This window comes from Jiangella alkaliphila, assembly GCF_900105925.1.
GTDB lineage: Bacteria > Actinomycetota > Actinomycetes > Jiangellales > Jiangellaceae > Jiangella > Jiangella alkaliphila.
In genome coordinates this window covers 4,129,915-4,150,092 of sequence record NZ_LT629791.1, presented here as the reverse complement: position 1 = coordinate 4,150,092, position 20,178 = coordinate 4,129,915, and the positions used below count along the sequence as shown (strand labels likewise).

General features: G+C 73.6%; 21 protein-coding genes. 12 read left to right on the top strand and 9 right to left on the bottom strand.

Annotation, left to right across the window (positions count from 1 at the left end; translation table 11 throughout):
- Positions 1 to 55: 55 nt before the first annotated feature.
- The 3 genes from BLV05_RS35885 to BLV05_RS18935 are packed head-to-tail and all read left to right on the top strand — an operon-like array spanning position 56 to position 2,579.
- Complete coding sequence (locus BLV05_RS35885; protein WP_152690927.1) at positions 56 to 346, top strand: hypothetical protein; 291 nt, start codon at positions 56 to 58, stop codon at positions 344 to 346.
- On the top strand, positions 343 to 2,301 hold the full coding sequence (locus BLV05_RS18940) for an ADP-ribosyltransferase (protein WP_052762831.1): 1,959 nt from the start codon (positions 343 to 345) through the stop codon (positions 2,299 to 2,301). The genes BLV05_RS35885 and BLV05_RS18940 overlap by 4 nt, the downstream gene beginning before the upstream one ends.
- Positions 2,298 to 2,579: a hypothetical protein gene (locus tag BLV05_RS18935; protein ID WP_046770975.1), complete on the top strand. Its 282-nt coding sequence runs from the start codon at positions 2,298 to 2,300 to the stop codon at positions 2,577 to 2,579. The genes BLV05_RS18940 and BLV05_RS18935 overlap by 4 nt, the downstream gene beginning before the upstream one ends.
- 19 nt (positions 2,580 to 2,598) lie before the next feature.
- Here BLV05_RS18935 and BLV05_RS18930 read toward each other — a convergent pair whose 3' ends face one another.
- On the bottom strand, positions 2,599 to 3,621 hold the full coding sequence (locus tag BLV05_RS18930; RefSeq protein WP_197683202.1) for a zinc-dependent alcohol dehydrogenase: 1,023 nt from the start codon (positions 3,619 to 3,621) through the stop codon (positions 2,599 to 2,601).
- Entirely contained in the window at positions 3,618 to 4,421 is an 804-nt protein-coding gene (locus tag BLV05_RS18925; protein ID WP_046770974.1) for an IclR family transcriptional regulator, read from the bottom strand. Before BLV05_RS18925 ends, BLV05_RS18930 begins: the two co-directional genes overlap by 4 nt.
- Positions 4,422 to 4,467: 46 nt before the next feature.
- Between BLV05_RS18925 and BLV05_RS18920 the strand changes: the two genes are divergently transcribed.
- Complete coding sequence (locus BLV05_RS18920; protein ID WP_046770973.1) at positions 4,468 to 6,183, top strand: IlvD/Edd family dehydratase; 1,716 nt, start codon at positions 4,468 to 4,470, stop codon at positions 6,181 to 6,183.
- Entirely contained in the window at positions 6,170 to 6,856 is a 687-nt protein-coding gene (locus BLV05_RS18915) for an SDR family NAD(P)-dependent oxidoreductase (protein WP_046770972.1), read from the top strand. Before BLV05_RS18920 ends, BLV05_RS18915 begins: the two co-directional genes overlap by 14 nt.
- Here BLV05_RS18915 and eno read toward each other — a convergent pair.
- The 5 genes from eno to BLV05_RS18890 form a co-directional block, all read right to left on the bottom strand.
- Complete coding sequence (gene eno / locus BLV05_RS18910; RefSeq protein ID WP_046770971.1) at positions 6,831 to 8,138, bottom strand: phosphopyruvate hydratase; 1,308 nt, start codon at positions 8,136 to 8,138, stop codon at positions 6,831 to 6,833. The genes BLV05_RS18915 and eno overlap by 26 nt on opposite strands.
- Positions 8,135 to 9,142, bottom strand: a complete 1,008-nt coding sequence (locus BLV05_RS18905) for a phosphotransferase family protein (RefSeq protein ID WP_052762830.1) — start codon at positions 9,140 to 9,142, stop codon at positions 8,135 to 8,137. Before BLV05_RS18905 ends, eno begins: the two co-directional genes overlap by 4 nt.
- Positions 9,139 to 9,864 carry a FadR/GntR family transcriptional regulator gene (locus BLV05_RS18900; RefSeq protein WP_046770970.1) on the bottom strand — a complete coding sequence of 242 codons (726 nt, stop codon included), beginning with the start codon at positions 9,862 to 9,864 and terminating at the stop codon, positions 9,139 to 9,141. Before BLV05_RS18900 ends, BLV05_RS18905 begins: the two co-directional genes overlap by 4 nt.
- Positions 9,865 to 10,118: 254 nt before the next feature.
- A complete protein-coding gene (locus tag BLV05_RS18895) occupies positions 10,119 to 10,448 on the bottom strand; it encodes a DUF3817 domain-containing protein (RefSeq protein WP_046770969.1) in 330 nt (109 codons plus the stop codon).
- Positions 10,445 to 11,314, bottom strand: coding sequence for an NmrA family NAD(P)-binding protein (locus tag BLV05_RS18890; RefSeq protein WP_046770968.1), 870 nt, complete (start codon positions 11,312 to 11,314; stop codon positions 10,445 to 10,447). Before BLV05_RS18890 ends, BLV05_RS18895 begins: the two co-directional genes overlap by 4 nt.
- A gap of 110 nt (positions 11,315 to 11,424) precedes the next feature.
- On the opposite strand from BLV05_RS18890, the gene BLV05_RS18885 reads away from it, so the two are divergent.
- Positions 11,425 to 12,417, top strand: coding sequence for an AraC family transcriptional regulator (locus tag BLV05_RS18885; RefSeq protein ID WP_046770967.1), 993 nt, complete (start codon positions 11,425 to 11,427; stop codon positions 12,415 to 12,417).
- Positions 12,418 to 12,457: 40 nt separating this feature from the next.
- Here the strand turns inward: BLV05_RS18885 and BLV05_RS18880 are convergent, their stop codons facing one another.
- Both BLV05_RS18880 and BLV05_RS18875 read right to left on the bottom strand, forming a co-directional pair.
- Positions 12,458 to 13,804, bottom strand: coding sequence for a PQQ-dependent sugar dehydrogenase (locus tag BLV05_RS18880; protein ID WP_046770966.1), 1,347 nt, complete (start codon positions 13,802 to 13,804; stop codon positions 12,458 to 12,460).
- 86 nt (positions 13,805 to 13,890) lie between these two features.
- Complete coding sequence (locus tag BLV05_RS18875) at positions 13,891 to 14,820, bottom strand: GntR family transcriptional regulator (RefSeq protein WP_046770965.1); 930 nt, start codon at positions 14,818 to 14,820, stop codon at positions 13,891 to 13,893.
- Between the two features lie 154 nt (positions 14,821 to 14,974).
- On the opposite strand from BLV05_RS18875, the gene BLV05_RS18870 reads away from it, so the two are divergent.
- From BLV05_RS18870 to BLV05_RS18845, 6 genes are all read left to right on the top strand, one after another.
- On the top strand, positions 14,975 to 15,544 hold the full coding sequence (locus BLV05_RS18870; protein WP_052762828.1) for a GNAT family N-acetyltransferase: 570 nt from the start codon (positions 14,975 to 14,977) through the stop codon (positions 15,542 to 15,544).
- Positions 15,541 to 16,392, top strand: coding sequence for an alpha/beta fold hydrolase (locus BLV05_RS18865; RefSeq protein ID WP_046770964.1), 852 nt, complete (start codon positions 15,541 to 15,543; stop codon positions 16,390 to 16,392). Before BLV05_RS18870 ends, BLV05_RS18865 begins: the two co-directional genes overlap by 4 nt.
- Before the next feature lie 92 nt (positions 16,393 to 16,484).
- Positions 16,485 to 16,988 carry a SigE family RNA polymerase sigma factor gene (locus tag BLV05_RS18860; protein ID WP_046771031.1) on the top strand — a complete coding sequence of 168 codons (504 nt, stop codon included), beginning with the start codon at positions 16,485 to 16,487 and terminating at the stop codon, positions 16,986 to 16,988.
- A complete protein-coding gene (locus tag BLV05_RS18855; RefSeq protein ID WP_046770963.1) occupies positions 16,985 to 18,316 on the top strand; it encodes a WD40 repeat domain-containing protein in 1,332 nt (443 codons plus the stop codon). The genes BLV05_RS18860 and BLV05_RS18855 overlap by 4 nt, the downstream gene beginning before the upstream one ends.
- Positions 18,317 to 18,337: 21 nt before the next feature.
- Positions 18,338 to 19,333 carry a Dyp-type peroxidase gene (locus BLV05_RS18850; protein WP_046770962.1) on the top strand — a complete coding sequence of 332 codons (996 nt, stop codon included), beginning with the start codon at positions 18,338 to 18,340 and terminating at the stop codon, positions 19,331 to 19,333.
- Positions 19,330 to 20,130, top strand: a complete 801-nt coding sequence (locus BLV05_RS18845) for a family 1 encapsulin nanocompartment shell protein (RefSeq protein WP_046770961.1) — start codon at positions 19,330 to 19,332, stop codon at positions 20,128 to 20,130. The genes BLV05_RS18850 and BLV05_RS18845 overlap by 4 nt, the downstream gene beginning before the upstream one ends.
- Positions 20,131 to 20,178 lie beyond the last annotated feature (48 nt).

Below are 20,178 nucleotides of genomic sequence, written 5' to 3'. Positions count from 1 at the left end.
CCTGGCATGATGGGCGGCCCACGACGGATCGACCCGGGCGGGAGTGAATCTGCCGGTGACCGACCAGGTGCCCAACCCCTATCGTGCCGCCATGACCGCGAATCGCGGCGATGCCCGGCCAATCTCCGACGATCTCAAGACCGACCTGAACGCCGCCGTCCAGGCCATGGACAACGGCGCCTGGCAGAGTCGCGTCGCCGACACGTTCTACACCGAGCTCACGGGCCACAAGACGACGCTCACGACCGCCGCCGAGGGCGTCATGACGGAGTTCGACGACGCCATCGAGGGGCAGGAGCCGATGGTCGACCGGGACGCGTGGCAGGTGCGCTGGAGGAACCTGTGAGCATCGCCTCCATCGACCTCGCCGAGATGGCGGGGCTCGTCACCGCGATGGAGAACGCGGCGCAGGACATCTCCGACCGGCGCGGCCGGCTCAACGGCGAGCTGACCGGCGTCTACCTGTCCACCGACGAGCTCAACCGGCTCGACGGGGTCGAGTCGTGGATCGAGGACGAGCTGCCGGGTCTACGACGCCGGCTGGCCCTGGCCAGGCACATCGAGGCCCAGGCGCCCGGGCTGCAGGCCTACGTCCAGCTGGACGAGTCGACGATCCCGACCACGACGCCGGAGGAGGCCCGCGAGCGCGCCGACGAAGCCGCGGACCTGATCGAGGAGTACGACGACGGCGAACCGCCGCAGGAGCTGGTCGACCTGCTGGCCGAGAACGCGACCGACCCGTACTTCGCCCAGCAGCTCGCCACCAGGGTGTCGCCCGAGGAGCTCGCCGACTTCATCACCGGCGCCTCGTCGACCCGGCGTCAGATGGCCGGCGCGACGATGTCCAGCGACGTCGAAGAGGTCGAGAGCTTCGACACGGCCTACGAGGCGACCCTGGACGGCCTCGGCATCGCGTTCGGCACGGCCACCCAGAGCACCGGCGACCTCGCCCTGCCCGACGACTACGCCGCCTCGTGGTCGTCGGCCATCATGGAGGAGTCGCCCGAGGTGCTCGGGCAGGCCAGCGCGCTCGGCCTGGTCATCTCGCGCGGCACGTTCTCCGCCGACTTCCTCACCACCGTCGCCACCGACGTGTACCAGTACGAGCAGGCGCTCGACGAGGACGACATGTGGTGGAAGCGGGCCCACTCGGAGATGGGCGGCGACGGCTATGGCGCGATCGACCCCGTGCACGGCGACGACGAAGGCGCGCCCACCGGCTACACCGAGTACTACGACCCGCTGGCCGGCATCATGGCCGCGGTGGGGCGTACCCCCGAGGCCGGCCACAACCTGTTCGGCTCCGGCACGGTCACCGAGATCGAGGCCGGCGACGAGTCGGGCACCGTCAACGAGTTCCTCGACTACGTCCTCGCCCGGCGACGCTGGCCGGTGGACGACGGCGCCGGCGCCGACGCGGCCATCGCGGCGGCCATCACCCCGTTCGAGGGCGGCAGCACCATCAGCGCCGACATCGCCGGCGACGCCCACGAGATCCTCACCGTCAAGGCCGCCGAGATCGAGGAGCGCCGCGAGGACTCCAACCCGTTCTCCGACATCGGCCACCTGGTCCTCGACGGCCTCGGCCTGATCCCGGTCCTCGGCGAGCCCGCCGACGCCATCAACGCCCTCTGGTACGCGGCCGAGGGCAACGTCGTCGACGCCGGCCTGTCCGCCGCCGGCATGCTCCCGTTCATGGGCTGGGGCGCCACGGGCGGCCGCTGGGTGCGGCGGGCACTCAACGCCGACGAACTGGCCGCCCTGCGCCAGGCCGACGGGCTGGACGAGATCCCCGAGGGCATGGACGGCATCGCCCGCGCCGACGACCTCGAGATCAAGCTGAGCGACACCGATAGGCTGGCCCTGACCGACTACACCGGGCCTGGATATCGAGATATGAACAACGCGCTGCGCAACACCGACGCCGACATCCCCGCCGACCTGCAGGCACGCATCGACAGGGTCTCCGCCGCACTGGCCAACCTGCCGGCCCACCCCGGCACGACCTACCGCGGCGTCGACCTGCCCGACGACGTCCTCGCGCGCTACCAGCCCGGCGAGACCGTACCGGAGCGCGGGTTCACCAGCACGAGCACCGACCCCAGCGTCGCCGAGGGCGCCTTCGACGGCAACGTCATCTTCATCGTCGAGGGTCGCACCGGCCGCGATGTGGCGCCGTACTCCGAGTTCCCGAACGAGGCCGAGATCCTCTACAACGCCGGGACGGAGTTCGAGGTCATGGACCGGGTGTTCGACGAAGACATGGGCAAGTGGGTCATCCGGGTCAGGGAGGCGACATGACGACGGACCAGCCGGACGACGTCCCCGCCGAGGAGCGGGAACGGACGAACGACGCCATCGCGAAGCTCAAGCGCGACCTCGCGGCGGCGAAGGGGCGGCCGCGCCCGCGTGGGGTGAACTACGAGAAGTTCCAGGGCGCCATCGGTCTCGACGACGACGGCAACGTGCAAGCGCCGCTGACCCCCGAGGAGCGCCGGCGCAAGGAGGAGTGGCTGCGGCGCGCCAAAGGCCCCCGCGGCTCCGAGCCCGGCACGGATTCCGGCCCCGAGTCCGAGTGATCGACGCCGCGACGACGTCCTAGTCCAGCCGCGGGTCGACGTGGACCTTCGGCGCGGGTCCGGCCGGGTACGCCCCGGCCAGGACGGCCGCGACGTCGGACAGGCCGACGGTGGCGCCGACCAGCGGCCGCGGGTCGACCGCTCCGCTCGCGTACGCCTCGATCGTCGCGGCCAGGCCGGGCGACGCGGACAGGATGCCGACCGCCGTCACGTCGTCGAGCACCAGCGTGCGGGTGTCGAGCGTGCTCGGGGTGGCGGACAGGCCGATGTAGACCACGCGGCCGCCCGGCTCGACCAGGTCGGCGGCCAGCGCCGGCAGCCGCGCCGCGTTGGTGGCGTCGACGACGGCGTCGTACGGCAGGTCCGGCAGCTCGTCCTCGGTCCAGGCGTGGGCGAACCCCAGCGAACGGGCGAACCGCAGCGACTCCTCGCTGCGGCCCATGAGGTGCACCTCGGCGCCGGCGGCGCGGGCAAACATCGCCACCATCAGCCCGATGGTGCCCGGCCCGAACACCAGCAGCCGGTCGCCGTCGCCCACCGCCGCGGCATTGGCCGCCCGCAGCGCGTTGCCGCCCGGCTCGACCAGCGCCCCCAGGACCGGGTCGACGGAGTCGGGCAGCGCGTGCAGCGACGACGCCGGGACGGCCAGCTGCTCGGCCAGCGCGCCGGGCCGGCCGTCGCGCACGCCGACCTCCTGCCGCGCCTCGCACACGTGCTGGCGGCCGCGACGGCAGCGGCGGCAGGTCCCGTCGCCGATCATGGTGTCGCCCATGACCCGCCGGCCCAGCCACGCCGGGTCGACGCCGTCGCCGACGGACGAGACGACGCCGGCCCACTCGTGGCCGGGCCGCAGCGGGTACGTCGTGTGGCCGGACCGCAGGTAGGCCATGTCGCCGCTGAAGAACTCCGCGTCGGTGCCGCAGACGCCAGCCCGCTCGACGTCGACCACGACCTCGCCCGGTGCCGCGACCGGCCGCGGCACCTCCTGTACCCCGCCCGCGCCGGGTCCGGTCAGCACGAACGCCCGCATCGTCCCGCTCATGACCCCTCTCCCAGCCGGCCGAGCACGCCGCGAACCTCGTCGACGGCCTCGACCAGCGTCGAGAGCGGCGTGCGGTAGGTCAGTGCGCTGATGCTGAGCGCGCCCGACGGCGTGCCCGGCGCCAGCGCGTACACCGGCAGCGCCAGGCAGGCGACACCGGTCTCGTTCTCCTCGTCGTCGACCGCGTAGCCCCGCGCCCGGATGGCCGCCAGCTCGCCGGCCAGCGCCGCCGCCGTGGTGAGCGTGTTGGCCGTGCGCCGTTCCATCGGCCGATCGCCGGCCCATGCGGCGACGTCGTCGCGCGTCGTCAGCCGGTAGGCCAGCAGCAGCTTGCCGACGCCGGTGGAGTGTGCCGGGTTGCGCCCGCCGACGGTGGACGTGAGCCGGGCGGCGCCGCTGGGCGGGTCGACCTTGGCGCGGTAGACGACCTCGCGGCCGTCGAGCACGGCGTAGTGCGTGGTCTCGCCGAACCGGGCCGCCAGCGACTCCAGCACCGGCCGCAGCCGGACGTGCTCGGGCCGGGCCTCGTGGTGGGCGAAGGCCAGCCGCAGGAACTCGTCGCCCAGCAGGTAGTGTCCGCGGGCGTCCTGACCGGCCAGGCCGGCCCGGCGCAGCGACCTCAGCGCGCGGTGCACGGTGGGCTTCGGGCTGCCGACCACGCGGGTCAGCTCGTCCAGCCCGACGCCGCCGGGGTGTGCGGCCAGTTCTTTGAGCACGACGAGCACGCGGTCGGAGCCGACCAATCGACCGGCCCCTTGACCCGGACGGGCCCTGCCCGCCACGATGTCTGCGTCCCGCATGTTTCCAGATAGTAGATCGTCGTATCGATAACCGGAAGGGAGCGCCGTGCCGGAGCTCCGCAGCGCGCAGTGGTACGGCGGCGACGGCCGCGACGCCTACATCCACCGGGCCTGGATGCGCCGCGGCCTGCCCGACGACGCGTTCACCGGCCGGCCGCACATCGCCATCGCGAACACCGCGTCCGACCTCGCGCCGTGCAACCGGCACCTCAGCGAGGTGGCCCGGTCGGTCCGCGACGGCGTGCACGAGGCCGGCGGCATCCCGCTCGAGCTGCCGGTCATCTCGCTCGGCGAGACCCAGCTGCGGCCCACCGCGATGCTGTGGCGCAACCTCGCCGCCATGGCCACCGAAGAGCTGCTGCGCGGCAACCCGGTCGACGGCGTCGTGCTGCTGGGCGGTTGCGACAAGACGATCCCGGCGCTGCTCATGGGCGCGGCGTCGGTCGACCTGCCGGCCGTCGTCGTGCCCGGCGGGCCGATGCTCACCGGCACCTTCAAGGGCATCCCGCTGGGCTGCGGCACAGACGTGTGGCGGCTGTCCGAGGAGGTGCGCGCCGGCACCCTGTCGCGGGAGGAGTTCACCCGCTCGGAGTCGGCGATGATCCGCAGCCGCGGGCACTGCAACACCATGGGCACCGCGTCGACGATGGGCCTGCTGGCCGAGGCGCTGGGCATGGTCGTCCCGGGCGTCGCCGGCACCCCGGCGCCGGACAGCCGGCTGCTGGTCGCCGCGCACGGCACCGGCCGGCTCGCCGTCGAGCTGGTCGCCGCCGGCCGCCGGCCCAGCACCGTCCTGACGAAGGCGTCGTTCCACAACGCGATCGTGGCGCTCGGCGCCATCGGCGGCTCGACCAACGCGGTCGTGCACCTGCTCGCCATCGCCGGCCGCCTGGGCATCGACCTCACGCTGGACGACTTCGACCGCATCGGCTCGCGTGTCCCGGTGCTGGTCGACCTGCTGCCGGCCGGCCGGTTCCTGATGGACGACCTGCACCGCGCCGGCGGCCTGCTGGCGGTGCTGCGCGAGGTCCGCGACCTGCTCGACCCCACGGCGCTGACGGTCACCGGCCGGCCGCTGGTCGACTACCTCGACGACGCGCCGATCTGGGACACCGAAGTGATCCGGCCGCGGTCGGCGCCGCTGGTCGACGAGGGCGGCATCGCGGTGCTGCGCGGCAACCTGGCGCCCGGCGGTGCGGTGATCAAGCCGGCCGCCGCCTCGCCGGAGCTGCTGACGCACCGCGGCCCGGCCGTCGTGTTCGACAGCATCGAGGACCTGCACGCCCGCATCGACGACCCCGACCTCGACGTGACGGCCGACTCCGTCCTGGTGCTGCGCGGCTGCGGCCCGAAGGGCTACCCCGGCATGCCGGAGGTGTCGAACCTGCCGATGCCGAAGAAGCTGCTGGCCCAGGGCGTGCGCGACATGGTGCGGGTGTGCGACGGCCGGATGAGCGGCACCGCCTACGGCACCGTCGTGCTGCACGTGACGCCCGAGGCGGCGGCCGGCGGTCCGCTGGCGCTGGTGCGCACCGGCGACATCGTCAGCCTCGACGTCGCCGCCCGCCGCATCGACGTCGAGGTGCCCGACGACGAGCTGGCCGCGCGCTCCCCGAACCAGGCCACCGTCGACGGCTTCGCCCGGCCGGCCCGCGGCTGGGAACGGCTCTACGTCGACCACGTCCGCCAGGCCGACACCGGCGCCGACCTGGACTTCCTGCTCGGCTCCAGCGGATCGGAGGTCAGCCGTGAATCGCACTGACAGCAGGACGGCGGTCGTCACGGGCGGTGGCAGCGGACTCGGCGCCGCGGCGGCCGAGCGGCTGCGGGCCGACGGCGTCGCCGTCACCACCCTCGACCTGCGCGGCGCCGACGTCGCGGCCGACGTCACCGACGAGGCGGCGCTGGCGGCGGTCGCGGCCGAGCTGGGCCCGGTGGACGTGCTGGTGAACTCGGCCGGCATCGTCGGGCCGAACCGGCCGCTGGTCGAGACGACGGCCGACGAGTGGCGCGGCGTCTTCGAGGTCAACGTCATCGGCACCGTGAACACCATGCGGGCGTTCGTCCCCGGCATGCGCGAGCGCGGCTGGGGCCGGGTCGTCAACGTCGCCAGCATGGCCGGCAAGGACGGCAACCCGAACCTGTCGGTGTACTCCGCGTCGAAGGCCGCCGTCATCGGCCTCACCAAGTCCGCCGGCAAGGAGCTGGCCACCAGTGGCGTCCTGGTCAACGCGATCGCGCCGGCCGTCATCGCCACCCCGATGAACGACAACACCGCGCCCGACGTGCTCGCGCACATCACCGGCCTCATCCCGATGAAGCGGGTCGGCCGGCCCGAGGAGGTGGCCGAGCTGATCGCGTGGCTCTGCTCCGATCGCGTCACCTTCTCCACCGGCGCGGTGTACGACATCAGCGGCGGCCGGGCGACCTACTGAGCGCGGCGGCGCCGGCGAACTGGGCGTCCGGCGACGTCGCCTCGATCTCCAGCAGCCGGTTCCACTTCGCCGTCCGCTCCGAGCGCATGGTGCTGCCGACCTTGATCTGGCCGGTGCGCCAGCCGACGGCGAGGTCGGCGAGCCAGCTGTCCTCGGTGTCGCCGGAGCGTGCCGAGATGACGGTGGCGTAGCCGGCCGCGCGGGCCAGCTCGGTCACCCGCCGGGCCCGGCTGACGGTGCCGGCCTGGTTCGGCTTGACGAGGACGGCGTTGGCGACGCCGCCGTCGATGCCCTGCCGCAGCCGCGCGGCGTTGGTGGCGAACAGGTCGTCGCCGAGCAGCTGGCGGTCCGTGCCGAGCGGCGGCGTGGCGGCGGCCCAGCCGGCCCAGTCGTCCTCGGCCAGCACGTCCTCCAGCGAGACGACCGGGTAGTCGCGGCACCACTGCTCCAGCCGGCGCAGCCAGGAGGCCGGGGTGAGCGTCACCCCGTCCCGGTCCAGCCGGTAGCCGGCGCCGTCGTAGAGCTGGTTGGCTGCGATGTCGATGGCGAGCGCGACGTCGTCGCCGGGGGTGAGCCCGGCATGCTCGACGGCGTCGGTGACCAGCGCGAGCGCCGCCTCGTTGTCCGTCAGCCCGCCGGCCAGTCCGCCCTCGTCGGCGACCAGCGCGGTCGTCGTCCCGCCGCGCCGGGCCAGCAGCTCGGCCGTGGCCGCACGGACCCGGGCGGCCCACTCCAGCGCCTGCGCGAAGCTGGTCGCGCCGACCGGGACGGCGAGGACGTCCTGGATGTCCAGCGCGCGGCCGGCGTGGGCGCCGCCGGAGACGATGTTGACCATCGGCAGCGGCAGCAGCGGGGCGGTGTCGCCGTCGGTCGAGACGTGCTGCCACAGCGGCCGTCCCGACGCGGCCGCCGCGGCCAGCAGGGTCGCCAGCGAGACCGCGAGGACCGCGTTGGCGCCGGCGGTGCCGAGCAGCGGGTCGTCGTCGGCGGACTCCAGCGCGGCGTCGGCCGCCTCCTGGTCCGCCGCGTCCAGGCCGGTGACCAGCGGCGCGAGAGTGGTCGTCACCGACGCCACCGCGTCGCGCACGCCGTAGCCGTCGTAGCGGCCCGGGTCGGCGTCGCGCAGCTCGCGGGCCTCGTGGCCGCCGGTCGACGCGCCGGACGGGACGATCGCCCGGCCGCTCGCGCCGCCCGCGAGGCCGACGCGGCAGCCGACCGTCGGCCGGCCGCGGGAGTCCAGCGCCTCCCACGCCACCACGTCGGTGATCGTCGTTCCCGTCATCGCCCCTCCGTCAGCCGGGTGCACAGGTCGTCGGGGCCGGCGACGGCGCCGGTCACCAGGTCCACGCCGAGCCGCCACGCCGTCTCGCGCTCGGCCGCGGTGAGGTACTCCGCCGGCGACGCGCCGCGGACGCGGGCCAGCGTCAGGCAGCCGGTGTGCCGCAGGACGTGCGGCCAGTCCGGCGTCAGATCGGGCCCGGCCCCGCGGGCGTAGGCGCCGGCGAACGCCGTCGCGCACTCCGCGTAGCCGGCCGCCGACGCCGGCCGGTGTACCGCCTTCAGCGACAGGTGGCAGAGCAGGAAGGCGAGGTCGAAGGCCGGGTCGCCGTGGTGGGCCACCTCGAAGTCGATCGCCCACAGGTCCGGGCCGTCCGGCGCGACCAGTACGTTCTTCGGCGAGAAGTCGCCGTGCACGAAGCAGGTGTGCCGGGCCGCCATCGCGTCGGCCGTGGCCAGGATCCGGTCGCCCAGTGACCCCGGCACCTGCGCGGCGACGCGGCGGTAGAACGGTTCGACCCGCAGCCGCTCGAACGCGTCGCCGCCGTCGAGCACCCGAGGCGGCAGCGCAGCAGGGTCCGTCGTCGCCGTGTGCCAGCGGGCCAGCACGTCGCCCAGCCGGGCCGCGACCGCCGCGTCGGCCGTCCCGCCGAGCAGGTCGGCCTTCCAGTCCCGCCAGCCGGCCGGCGCCCGCTCCAGCACCAGGACGTTCCGCTCGTCGTCGCGGTCGACCACGGCGGGGACGGCGCCTGGCGTCACTGCGGCGGTCAGCACCAGTGCGTCGGCCTCGGTGAGCGTGCGGTCGGTCGGCGCCGTCCACTCGGCCTCGACCCGCAGCCGCGGCAGCGCCTGCTTGACCACCAGCGCCCGCCGCCCGTCGTCGACCGCCAGCACGACGTTGCTCACCCCGCCGCCGAGCGCGCTCACCGTCACCGGGCCGGAGCCGACCAGGCCGCGCCCGCGCAGGTGCGCCACGACGGACGTCTCGTCCAGCAGCGCCACGCTCATCGGGCCGCTCCCCCGGCGGCGAGGTCGATCGCGGTCCGCAGGTCGCGCTCGACCTGCCGCAGGTGCGCCCGCATGGCCTGCTCGGCGGCCGGCACGTCGTGCGCCCGGACGGCGTCGACGACGGCCCGGTGCGCGGCCAGCACCTCGTCGAACGTGCCGCCGCGGGCGAAGTGGCCGCGGTAGCTCGCGGCGAAGCTGCGGTGCAGCGCCTCCTCGAACCCGTCGAGGACGAACGCCAGCATGCGGCTGCCCGCGGCCAGCGCCAGCGCCTGGTGGAAGGCGGCGTCGGCGTCGTTGAACCGGCGCTCCCGCTCCGGCTCGTCCAGCGCGACCGCGGCGGCCATGCGCTCCACCGCCGTCTCGAGCACGGCGACCGAGGCCCGGCCGGCCCGCCCGGCCGCCTTCCCGGCGGCCAGCGCCTCCAGCGACTGACGAATCTCGCACAGCTCCAGCAGCGCGTGCGGGTCGCGTCGCATGGCCAGCGCGAAGTGGCCGGACAGCACCGAGCCGTCCGGCTCGCGCACCGTCGGGCGGCGGCCGCGGCCCAGTTCCAGCAGCCCGCGGCCGGCCAGCACCTTGAGCGCCTCGCGCACCGTCAGCCGGCTCACCCCGAACCGCTGCGCCAGCTCGGCCTCGCCCGGCAGCCGGGCGCCCGGCGCGAACTCGTCGACGACCAGCCGCTCCGTCGCGGCGACCGCCTTGTCCAGCGCGGTGGGCACCATTCGGCGAAGGTATCAGCTACCTTCGCCCGCGCCTAGATGAGTGAGTCCGATTCCGCGTGCCGGCCGCGTCCGCCCACGCCGTGGGTCGAGTGGTGGCCCGCCGACAGGCCCCCTCACTGTTGATCATGGAGAAACGAGGGTCTCCGGCGCTCCAAACCCCGACTTTCTCCATGATCAACGGCTGCTGGCGACGCCATGATGGCGCCAACGGTTGATGATCACGGGATCTCGAGCGGACTCACTCACTACAGTGCTCAGGCCGCGCCGACCGCGGCAGAGGTATCAGACACCGCGGCGGCTCGCTCGCGTACGACGCGGCGCTCGAACCAGACCGTCATGAACGGCGGGATGGCCGAGGCGAGGCCCAGGATCGTCGTCGTGAAGGTCCAGCGCTCGGCCCGCCAGGCGGCCAGCACGGTGACGAGGTAGACGAGGAAGATGCCACCGTGGATCGGGCCGAAGATCTGCACGCCGATCTCGTTCTCGACGACGACATACTTGAAGAACATGCCGGCCAGCAGGCCGGCCCAGGAGATGCCCTCGGCGATGGCGGCGACACGGAACCAGCGATACGCAGAACTCACGCGCCCACCCTACGGGGCGCCACCAGCTCCCGAAGCGTCGCCTCGATCGGCGTCGTGCAGGGCAGCCGCCGGCCACCACCGCGCGGCCGCAGCAGGCCCTGGTCCGTGGCCTCGTAGAGCTCGATCAGCTCGGCGGCCAGTGCGGCCGGCACGCCGGCGTCGCGCAGGGCGTCCGGCCAGGCCGGACGCGGCACGGTGACCACCTCGACCGGCCGGTCCAGAACCGCGGCCAGCGCCGCGGCGACCTGCCGCTCGGTGTAGGCGGGCGGGTCCAGGTCGACGATCTCGGAGGCGAGCGGCGGGTGCTCGAGCGCCGCGGCGACGGCGGCGCCGACGTCGCGGGTGGCGACCATCGGGATCTCGACGTCGGCGGACCCGAATACCGGGAAGGTGCCGCTGCCGGTGACGGCGGGAAGCACGTCCACGACCTTCTCCTGGAAGTGTGCCGAGCGGATCGCCGTCACCACCACGCCGGTGTCGCGCAGGCCGTTCTCGAGCTGATGCAGCCAGCGCACCGGCCCGGTGCCCTCGGGCAGGTCGGCGCCGACCGACGACAGCATGACGACGTGCAGGACACCGCTGCGGGCGACGCCTTCGACGATCGAGTCGGCCAGCCGCCGGTGGCTCTCGTCCGTGCCGGCGAGGTCGGTCGGCAGCATGACGAAGGCGCCGCGGCAGCCGGCGATCGCGTCGGCCAGCGCGGCCGGGTCGGCGAGGTCCGCGACGGCGACGTCGGCCCCGCGGCGCGACCACGGCCGGCCCTTGGCCGCGCTGCGGACCACGGCCCTGATCTGGTCCCCCTGGGCGAGCAGCGTGTTGGCGGCGGCGCCGCCGACGTGCCCGGTGATCCCGGTGATGGCGTACATCGGTCTCTCCTTCTGTCGGGTTCCGATGCACTCCAGTAGAGCCGGGACGAGCGAGACGATCCATATCTGGTCTGGTCGATTCCATGTCTCATCGTCTAGGGTCATGGGTCATGGATGCGCTCGCTGACGTGCTCGACGGCGTCCGTGCGCGCTCGGCGGAGTTCTGCCGGGCGGTGCTGGAGCCCCCGTGGGCGCTGCGCATCGCCGACGGCTCGGCCCTCGCCCTGGTGACCGTGCTGCGCGGGCAGGCGTGGGTGGTGCCCGACGCCGCGGCGCCGGTGCCGATCCGTCCCGGCGAGGTCGCCGTGGTCCGCGGCCCGCACCCGTACACCGTCGGCGACGACCCGGGCACGGCGCCGACGATCGAGGTGCTGGCCGGCGGCCGGCTGCGCACCACGGACGGCGCCGACCTCGCCGCCGACGTCCTGGGCGGGCGCCCCGGCGGACCCGAACCCGACGGCGCGACCGTCCTCGCCAGCGGCACCTACCAGGTCAGCGGCGACATCGGGGCGCGGCTGCTGGCGGCGCTACCCGAGGTGGTGCACGTCCCCCGTCATGCCGACGTCGCGCCCGTCCTCGACCTGCTCGCCGCCGAGCTCCAGCGCAACCAGCCCGGCCAGCAGGTGGTGCTCGACCGGCTGCTCGACCTCGCACTGATCGCGACCCTGCGCGCCTGGTTCGCCCGCCCCGAGGCCGAGGCGCCGGGCTGGTACCGCGCCCTCGGCGACCCCGTCGTCGGCCCGGTGCTGCGGCTCGTCCACGACGACCCCGCACACCCCTGGACCATCGCCGAACTGGCGGCGCGCGCCGGCGCCTCCCGGGCCGCCTTCGCCCGCCGCTTCTCCGAGCTGGTCGGTGTGCCGCCGATGGCGTACGTCACCGGCTGGCGGCTCACGCTGGCCGCCGACCTGCTGCGCCAGACCGACGCCACCATCGACACCATCGCGCGGCGGGTCGGCTACGCGAACGCCTTCGCGCTCAGCGTCGCCTTCAAGCGCGTGCGCGGCATCACGCCGCGCCACCACCGCCTCGGCCCGGCGACCGCCGGTCACCTGACGGTGAGCGGCGGCGCCGGTCCGGAATGGGTCCACGGCGACGGGTGAGGGATCGGCGCCGCCCTGCGACGCCGATCCCCCGTTGCCCTCAGGGGGCTGTCGCCGCCGCGAACGTCAGACGGTGGATCTCGCCGAGGCCCGGCGCCACCGTGTCGGTGACGAAGTAGACCTCGCCCTCGTCGTCCGCGCCGAACGACGTGATCCGCGGCGGCAGCATGCCGATCGCGTCGTTGGCGACGTGCCGGCCGCGGCGGTCCTGCTGGATGCCGAACGCCTGGCCCGTGCAGTAGTCGGCCGCCACGTAGGTGCCGTCGGCGATGTCCTCGAACTCCTCGCCGCGGTACACGAAGCCGCCCATCACGGCGCACCGGTCGTTGTCGGCCAGGCCGTAGGTGAAGACCGGGTCCTCATAGTCGGCACGCGGGTTGCAGCGGATGTCGATGAACGGGTCGGGGCCCTCCCCGGCGTTCGCGGGCTGACGGTGGATGTCGTCGCCCTCACGGCAGGACCAGCCGAAGTTCCAGCCGTCGCGGGGCTGGTCGTCGTCGTCGATGGAGACGTGGTTGACCTCTTCCCAGCGGTTCTGGCCGACGTCGCCGATCCAAATCGAGTCGCTTTGCTGGTCGATGGAGAACCGCCACGGGTTGCGCAGGCCGTAGGCCCAGATCTCCGGCCGGCCGATCGAGCTGCGGGCGAACGGGTTGTCGCGCGGGATGCAGTAGAGCCGGCCGTCGCACTCGCGCATGGCGTCGATCCGGACGATCTTGCCCAGCAGGTTGCTGAGGTTCTGCGCGCCGTACAGCGGGTCGTCCGCGCTGCCGCCGTCGCCGGTGCTCCAGTACAGGTAGCCGTCGGGACCGAACATCAGGTCGCCGCCGTTGTGATTGCCGTTGAGGTTGTGCTGCTGACGGAGCACCCGCTCCTCGGTGGCGGGGTCGACGACGGCCTGGTCGGCGCTGTCGAGCACGAACCGCGACACCGTCAGGGCGCCGTTCTCGACGCCGGTGCCGAGTGCCGTGTAGGAGACGAACAGCGTGTGCGTGCGCTCGAAGTCCGGCGACGGCGCCACGCCGAGCAGGCCGCGCTCGTTGCCGGCGGTGCTGACCCGGCTGGTGAGGTCGAGCAGCGGCTGCGGGTCGACGACGCCGGTGTCCGGGTGGAACACCATGATCCGGCCGGCCTTGTCGACGATGAACAGCCGCCCGCTGTCGTCGTCGGGCGTGCCGATCGCGGCGAGCCGGAGCCCGGTCGTCGCGACGACCTCGCTGCCGACCTGGAGCTGGGATACGGGTAGGGGGCGGTCTCGGTGGTCTCGGTCGCGGTCGTCGCTGTCGGACTGCGCCGCGGCCGTGGTCGCCACGGTGGCGACCAGGACGAGCGGCAGCACGAGGGCGACCCGCAGTCTGCGGACGAGCTGGCGGGGTGTAGCGGACATTGCATCTCCCCAAGGACGATGGGTGTTCGCTAGGGCGCGCGGTAATACGTCACACGGCCCCCGATGGATTGCCCGCGATGCGGTCTCTAATGTCGCGGCTGCTCGAGCAGGACGGCGAAGCCGTCGAGATGGCGGGCCAGACCGTACTCGAACAGCCCGTCGAGGTCCGGCGCGACGTCGACCGGCGCGGCCGCCAGCAGCGGGAACCGTCCGTCGAGCAGCTCGCCGGTGCGCTGCTGTTGCGCCTGCCGCCAGCGGTCCAGCGTCACGCCGGTCTCGTGCTCGGCCTCGATCTCGTCTGCCAGCGACGCGCCGACGTTGATGACCAGCGCGTGCAGCGTCAGCGCCTCGCGCAGCCGCGTCCGCGGCGAGAGCCCGAGCCCGTCGAGTGCGCGCAGCGTCCATTCCGTGTAGGCCGCGAGGCCCGGTATGAGCAGCGGGCGGGTGAACGAGATGGCCCGCGGCAGCCACAGGTGCCGGCGGCACAGCGCCCACTGCCGCCGCGCCACCAGCTCGAGCTTGGGCCGCCAGCCGTCCGGCCCCGGGTCGGGCAGTTCGGCCGCGCGGACGACGTCGTCGACCATGTGGTGCACCAGCTCGTCCTTCGTCGCGACATGCCGGTACAGCGACATCGGGCCGACGCCGAGGTCGGCGGCCACACGGCGCATCGTCACGGCGTCGAGACCCTCGCGGTCGGCGATGGCGACGGCGGCGCGCAGGAGGTGCGCCCGGGTCAGCGTTGGCGGGAGCGGGCCGGTCCGGCGGGTGGGCGTTCGCGCCGACACGGCCGGGCGGGCGCCGCGGGCGACGACGGCGCCGGAGCCGACCCGGGTCTCGGCCAGGCCCTCGTCGCGCAGCGTCGCCATGACCCGCGTGGCGGTGGCGGCCGCGACGCCCCACCGCTGGGCGATCTGCCGGACCGACGGCAGCCGCTCCCCCGGCCGCAGCTCGCCGGCCAGGATGCCGGCCCGCAGCTCGGCGGCGATGCGCCGGTACGGCGGCTCGGGCGTTGGCATGACGTCGAGTGTACTAGTTCGGTTGCCCGGCGGTCAGGACACTTCACGACCGTTAGCTGCACGTTCGTGGTCGGCACGTTCCTAGGCTGGCAGCATGCGAACTGATACAACGTACGCACCGATTCGCCGGATTGGTGCCGATGATCACGAGGTCGTGGCCGACGTCCTCATCGAGGCGTTCCGCGACGACCCGTTCGTCGAGTGGCTCTTCCCGGAGCCGACCGGCCGGGCCGACCGGCAGGCCGGGTACTACCGGTCACTGCTCGCCCACCCCGCCGCCGAGGCCTACCTGTCCGGCCGCGACGGCGCCGCGGTGTGGATCGCCTCGGATGGTGACGGACCGGGCACTTCGGCGAGCGGTTCGGCGAGTGGTTCGGCGGGCGGCGACCTGCTGTCGGCCGTCGGCGCGGCCCTGGCCGAGCGGCACCCGTCCGACCGGCCGCACCTCTACCTGCCGGTCATGGGGGTCGTCGCCCGCCGGCGCGGTGCCGGGCTCGGCTCGGCGCTGCTGCGGCACCGGCTGCTGCGGGCCGCCTACGACGGCGTCGGCGCCTATCTGGAGGCGGCCTCGCCTCGCAGCCGCGCCCTCTACCTGCGGCACGGGTTCGAGGACTTCGGCCCGCCGGTCCAGGTGGCCGGCGGCCCGCCTCTGTCTCCGATGTGGCGCCCGGCGACCGCCCGGACCCCGTCCCTTCCCACCCAGCAGAGGAGCACCCGCCCATGACCACGCCCACCCTGATCTTCGTCCACGGCACCCACTCGGCTGCGCACAGCTGGTCCGGGCTGATCGGCGAGCTGGCGCTGCGCGGCCACCGCGCGATGGCCGTCGACCTGCCCGGCCACGGCATCGACGGGTTCTTCCCGCGGTCCTACCAGGCGCCGCAGGACCTCGCGGCGCTGGCCACCGAGCCGTCACCGCTGGCCGGCTACACCCTGGACGACTACGTCGCGCGCGTCGTCGACGCCGTGCGCCGGGCGCGCGAGTACGGCCCGGTCGTCCTGGCCGGCGCCAGCCAGGGCGGCGTCACCGTCAGCCGGGTCGGTGAGGAGGTCCCGGAGCTGCTCGACCGCGTCGTCTACGTCGCCGCCTACTGCCCCGTGGAGCTTCCCAGCATGGCCGCCTACTTCGCGACGCCGGAGAACGCGGACAGCCTGGTCGGCCTGGTCACCGCGGCGGTCGCCGGCGACCCGGCGTCGCTGGGGGTGGCGCGCGTGAACTGGCGGACGGCCGACCCGGAGCTGATCCACGGCATCCGCGAGTGCCTGGCCGGCGGCTTCACCGACGCCGAGACGACCCGGCTGCTCAGCCAGTTCCAGCCGGACGAGCCGGTCGCGATCCCGGCGGCGGAGATCCGGGTCAGAGCCGCGGGGTGGGGCCGGATCCCGCGGACGTACGTCCGGTTCACCGCGGACCGGCTGATCCCGCCGGCGCTCCAGGACCGGTTCATCGCCGAGGCCGACCGCCTCACCCCGGACAACCCGACCGACGTGCACAGCGTCGCCGCCCCGCACGTCGGGCCGCCGCACCTGCCTGAGGTGGTGGAGATCTTCGCCGATCTGGTGGTGCGCTGACCCTCGATGCAACTCGGCGTCGCCCACTCGCGTCTTCAGGGATGAACCGAGGGGGTGTGATGGACATCGACGCTGATGCGACAGTCGTCGCGATGGATCGGGACAGTGCCTTCGAGCAGTACGTCGAGGTGCGGCAGGCGGCCCTGCTGCGCCTCGCCTACCTGCTCACCGGCGAGCAGCATGCGGCGGAGGATCTCGTGCAGACCGCGCTGGCCAAGCTCTACCTGGCCTGGAACCGGCTGGAGCGGGCCGGCTCCGTCGACGCGTACGCGAAACGGATCATGATCAACGAGCACTCCAGCTGGTGGCGACGGGCGTGGCGGCGGGCCGAGACCACCACCGACAACGTCCCCGAGCGGCCGGTCGCCGCGGACTTCGGCCACGCCCTCGCCGAGCGCGACGCGCTGTGGACGGTAGTCCAGGGACTGCCGCCGCGGCAGCGGGCCGCCGTCGTCCTCCGGTTCTACGAGGACATGAGCGAACAGGACGTCGCCGCCACCCTCGGCTGTTCGGTGGGCACGGTGAAGTCGCAGACCAGCCGGGCGCTGGCGACCTTGCGGAAGCGGCTCCAGGAGCGAAGGGGGAACGACCGATGAACGAGTTCGACGATCTCGAGAACACGCTGGCAGCGGAGCTCCGCCGGCGCTCCGGCGAGGTGCTCGGCACTGACGACCTCGCCGCCCGCGCCCGCCGCAAGGCCCGCGTCGTCCGCCGCCGTCGCGCGGTCGCCGTCGCCGGCGTGACCGCGGTCGCCCTGGCCATCGCCGTCCCGGCGGCGCTGTCCCTGCGCAGCGTTCCGCAAACGTCCGCCCCGCCGGTGGACCGTCCGACCACGTCTGAGACGGAAAGCATCGAGGTGCCCGATCCCGGCCCCGACACGTCGTTGCCGGAGGAGCCGTCGACGACCGAGACCCAGTCACCGCCGGGCGAGCCGCCTGACGACACCGGGCTCGAAACGCCGGGTCGTGGCGGGACGACCGAGCTGGTGCTGGACGGCCTGCCCACCGGTGCGCCCCCGGCCATCGGCTGGATGGAGGGTACGACCTTCCATCGCGCCGACGGCCGCTCGGTGCAGCTCCCGAGTACGCAAGCCTTCGAGCCCTTCCAGAACGTGCTGGAGCTCCCCAACGGCTTTCTGGCCACCGACTTTGCGGAGGTCGCCGACCTGGACGCCACCGGCACCGTGACCGCCACCCGCGCCGGGGCCGGCATCGTGATGTCCTCGGACAGTGCTCTGGTCGCCTACTACGACCAGGACGCCGGCACGATCCAGGCCGCGCAGGCCGACGGCGGCGGCACCGGGCCGGGCAGCCGGGACGTGCCGGCCGGTCAAACGCTCCACCCGATCGGCTTCCTCGGCGACTACCGTCTGGTGTCGAACGTCGTGACCGAGTACGAGACGGCGGGCGTCCGGGTCGACGACTTCGGTCCGTCAGCCGGCGGCGACACGCCGCCGACGACGCCGCCGTGGGATCTCCTGAGTGTCAGTGCGGTGTCGGAGTCCGCCGGACTGGTCGTCGGGTACACCGAGTTCGACGAGACGGAGGCTTGCTCGGCGGTGTACGAAGCCGACGCCGACCAGCGGCTCTGGGGTACCTGCGAGTACTCCTTCTTCCCCCACTTCAGCCCTGACGGACGGTATCTCGTCGGGTCGCCACCGTGGGACGGCGAGGGCATGGAGGCGGTCGTCGTGGTCGACGCCCGCACCGGCGAGCTGGTCCACACCTACACCGGCTCGTTCATCTGGGACTTCACCTTCGAAGACGAGGAGCACGTCCTCATCAACGTGCGCATCGTCGACGACGCCGAGCGGCAGGCGGCGCTGGTCCGATGCGACTTCGAAGGTGCGTGCGAGCTGGCCACCCCGGTCGTCCAGATCGACCAGGCGGAGGACGCGTACACCATCGGGCTGCAGCGCTGGTGAGCCACGGGGGATAATGCGTCGGTGACCGAAGCCGCGACTCCACAGTCCGTGCTGGTGCCGTTGACCGAGGCCGCGATCTTCCTCGTCGTCACGGTCGACGAGGGTGGCGAGGACGTCGCGCGCGAGCTGCTGGCCGACCTCTCGGGGCTGACCCGGGCGGTCGGCTTCCGCAGCCTCGAAGACAGCCTGACCTGCGTCGCGGGCATCGGCGCCGGTGCGTGGCCGCGGGTGGTCGGCGGCGATGCGCCGTCCGGGCTGCACCCGTTCCGGGAGATCGCCGGCCGCAAGCACACCGCCGTCGCGACCCCCGGTGACCTGCTGTTCCACCTGCGGGCGCGGCGCATGGACCTGTGCTTCGAGCTGGCGACGCTGATCAGCGGGCGGCTGGCCGGCGCCGTCACCGTCGTCGACGAAGTGCAGGGGTTCCGCTACTTCGACCAGCGCGACCTGCTGGGCTTCGTCGACGGGACGGAGAACCCGACCGGCGCCGGGGCCGCGGCCGCCGTCCTCTCCGACGAGCCGGGCTTCGAGGGCGCCAGCTACGTCATCGTCCAGAAGTACCTGCACGACATGGACGCCTGGAACGCGCTGCCGACCGAGGAGCAGGAGCGTGTCATCGGCCGCCGCAAGTTGTCCGACGTCGAGCTGTCCGACGCCGAGCAGCCGGCCAACTCGCACGTCGCGCTGACCACGATCACCGACGACGACGGCGAGGAGCGCGAGATCCTGCGCGACAACATGCCGTTCGGGCGGCCCGGCGCCGGCGAGTTCGGCACGTACTTCGTCGGCTACGCCGCCCACCCCGACGTCACCGAGCAGATGCTGGTGAACATGTTCGTCGGCCGGCCGCCCGGCAACTACGACCGCATCCTCAACTTCTCCGTCGCGGTCACCGGCGGCCTGTTCTACGTGCCCACGGTCGATGCGCTCGACGGCCTCGCCGACCCACCGAGCCCGACGCCCGCGACCGACGCCAGTCTGAACGTCGGCAGTCTCAGGAGGAGCGACGCCTCATGAACAACCTGCACCGCGAACTCGCACCCGTCTCGGCGGCCGCCTGGGCCGACATCGAGGCCGAGGCGCGCCGCACGTTCGTCCAGTACGTCGCCGCCCGCCGCGTCGTCGACGTCATCGGGCCGGGCGACGACGTCCTGCACGCGGTCGGCACCGGTCATCTGCGCGCGCTGGACGGCCCGAGCGACGGCGTGCTGGCGCGCAGCCGCGAGGTCAAGCCGGTGGTCGAGCTGCGCGTCCCGTTCACCGTCGACCGCCAGGCCGTCGACGACGTCGAGCGCGGCGCGAAGGACGCCGACTGGCAGCCGGTGAAGGACGCGGCCAAGCGCATCGCCTACGCCGAGGACCGCGCCATCGTCGCCGGCTTCGCGGCGGCCGGCATCGAGGGCGTCGTGGCCGGCACCACCAACGCGGCGATCGCCCTGCCCACCGACATCCGCGACCTCCCTGACGTCGCCGCCCAGGCCCTCACCACCCTCCGCCTCGCCGGCGTCGGCGGCCCGTACAGCCTGCTGCTCTCGGCCGACGTCTACACCGCCGTCGAGGAGACCACCGACCACGGCTACCCCATCCGCGAGCACGTCGCCCGCGTCCTGCACGACGGCGAGATCATCTTCGCCCCCGCCATCGACGGCGGCCTGCTGCTGTCCGCCCGCGGCGGCGACTACGAGCTGCACCTCGCCCAGGACCTCTCCATCGGCTACCTCTCGCACGACGCCGACACGGTGCAGCTGTACTTCGAGGAGGCCTTCACCTTCCTCGTCCAGACCGGCGAATCCGGCGTCGCCCTGAACGGGTAGCGATTGTCCACAACCCCTTGCTTCGGCCGCCCCTGCAGCCGGGTCACT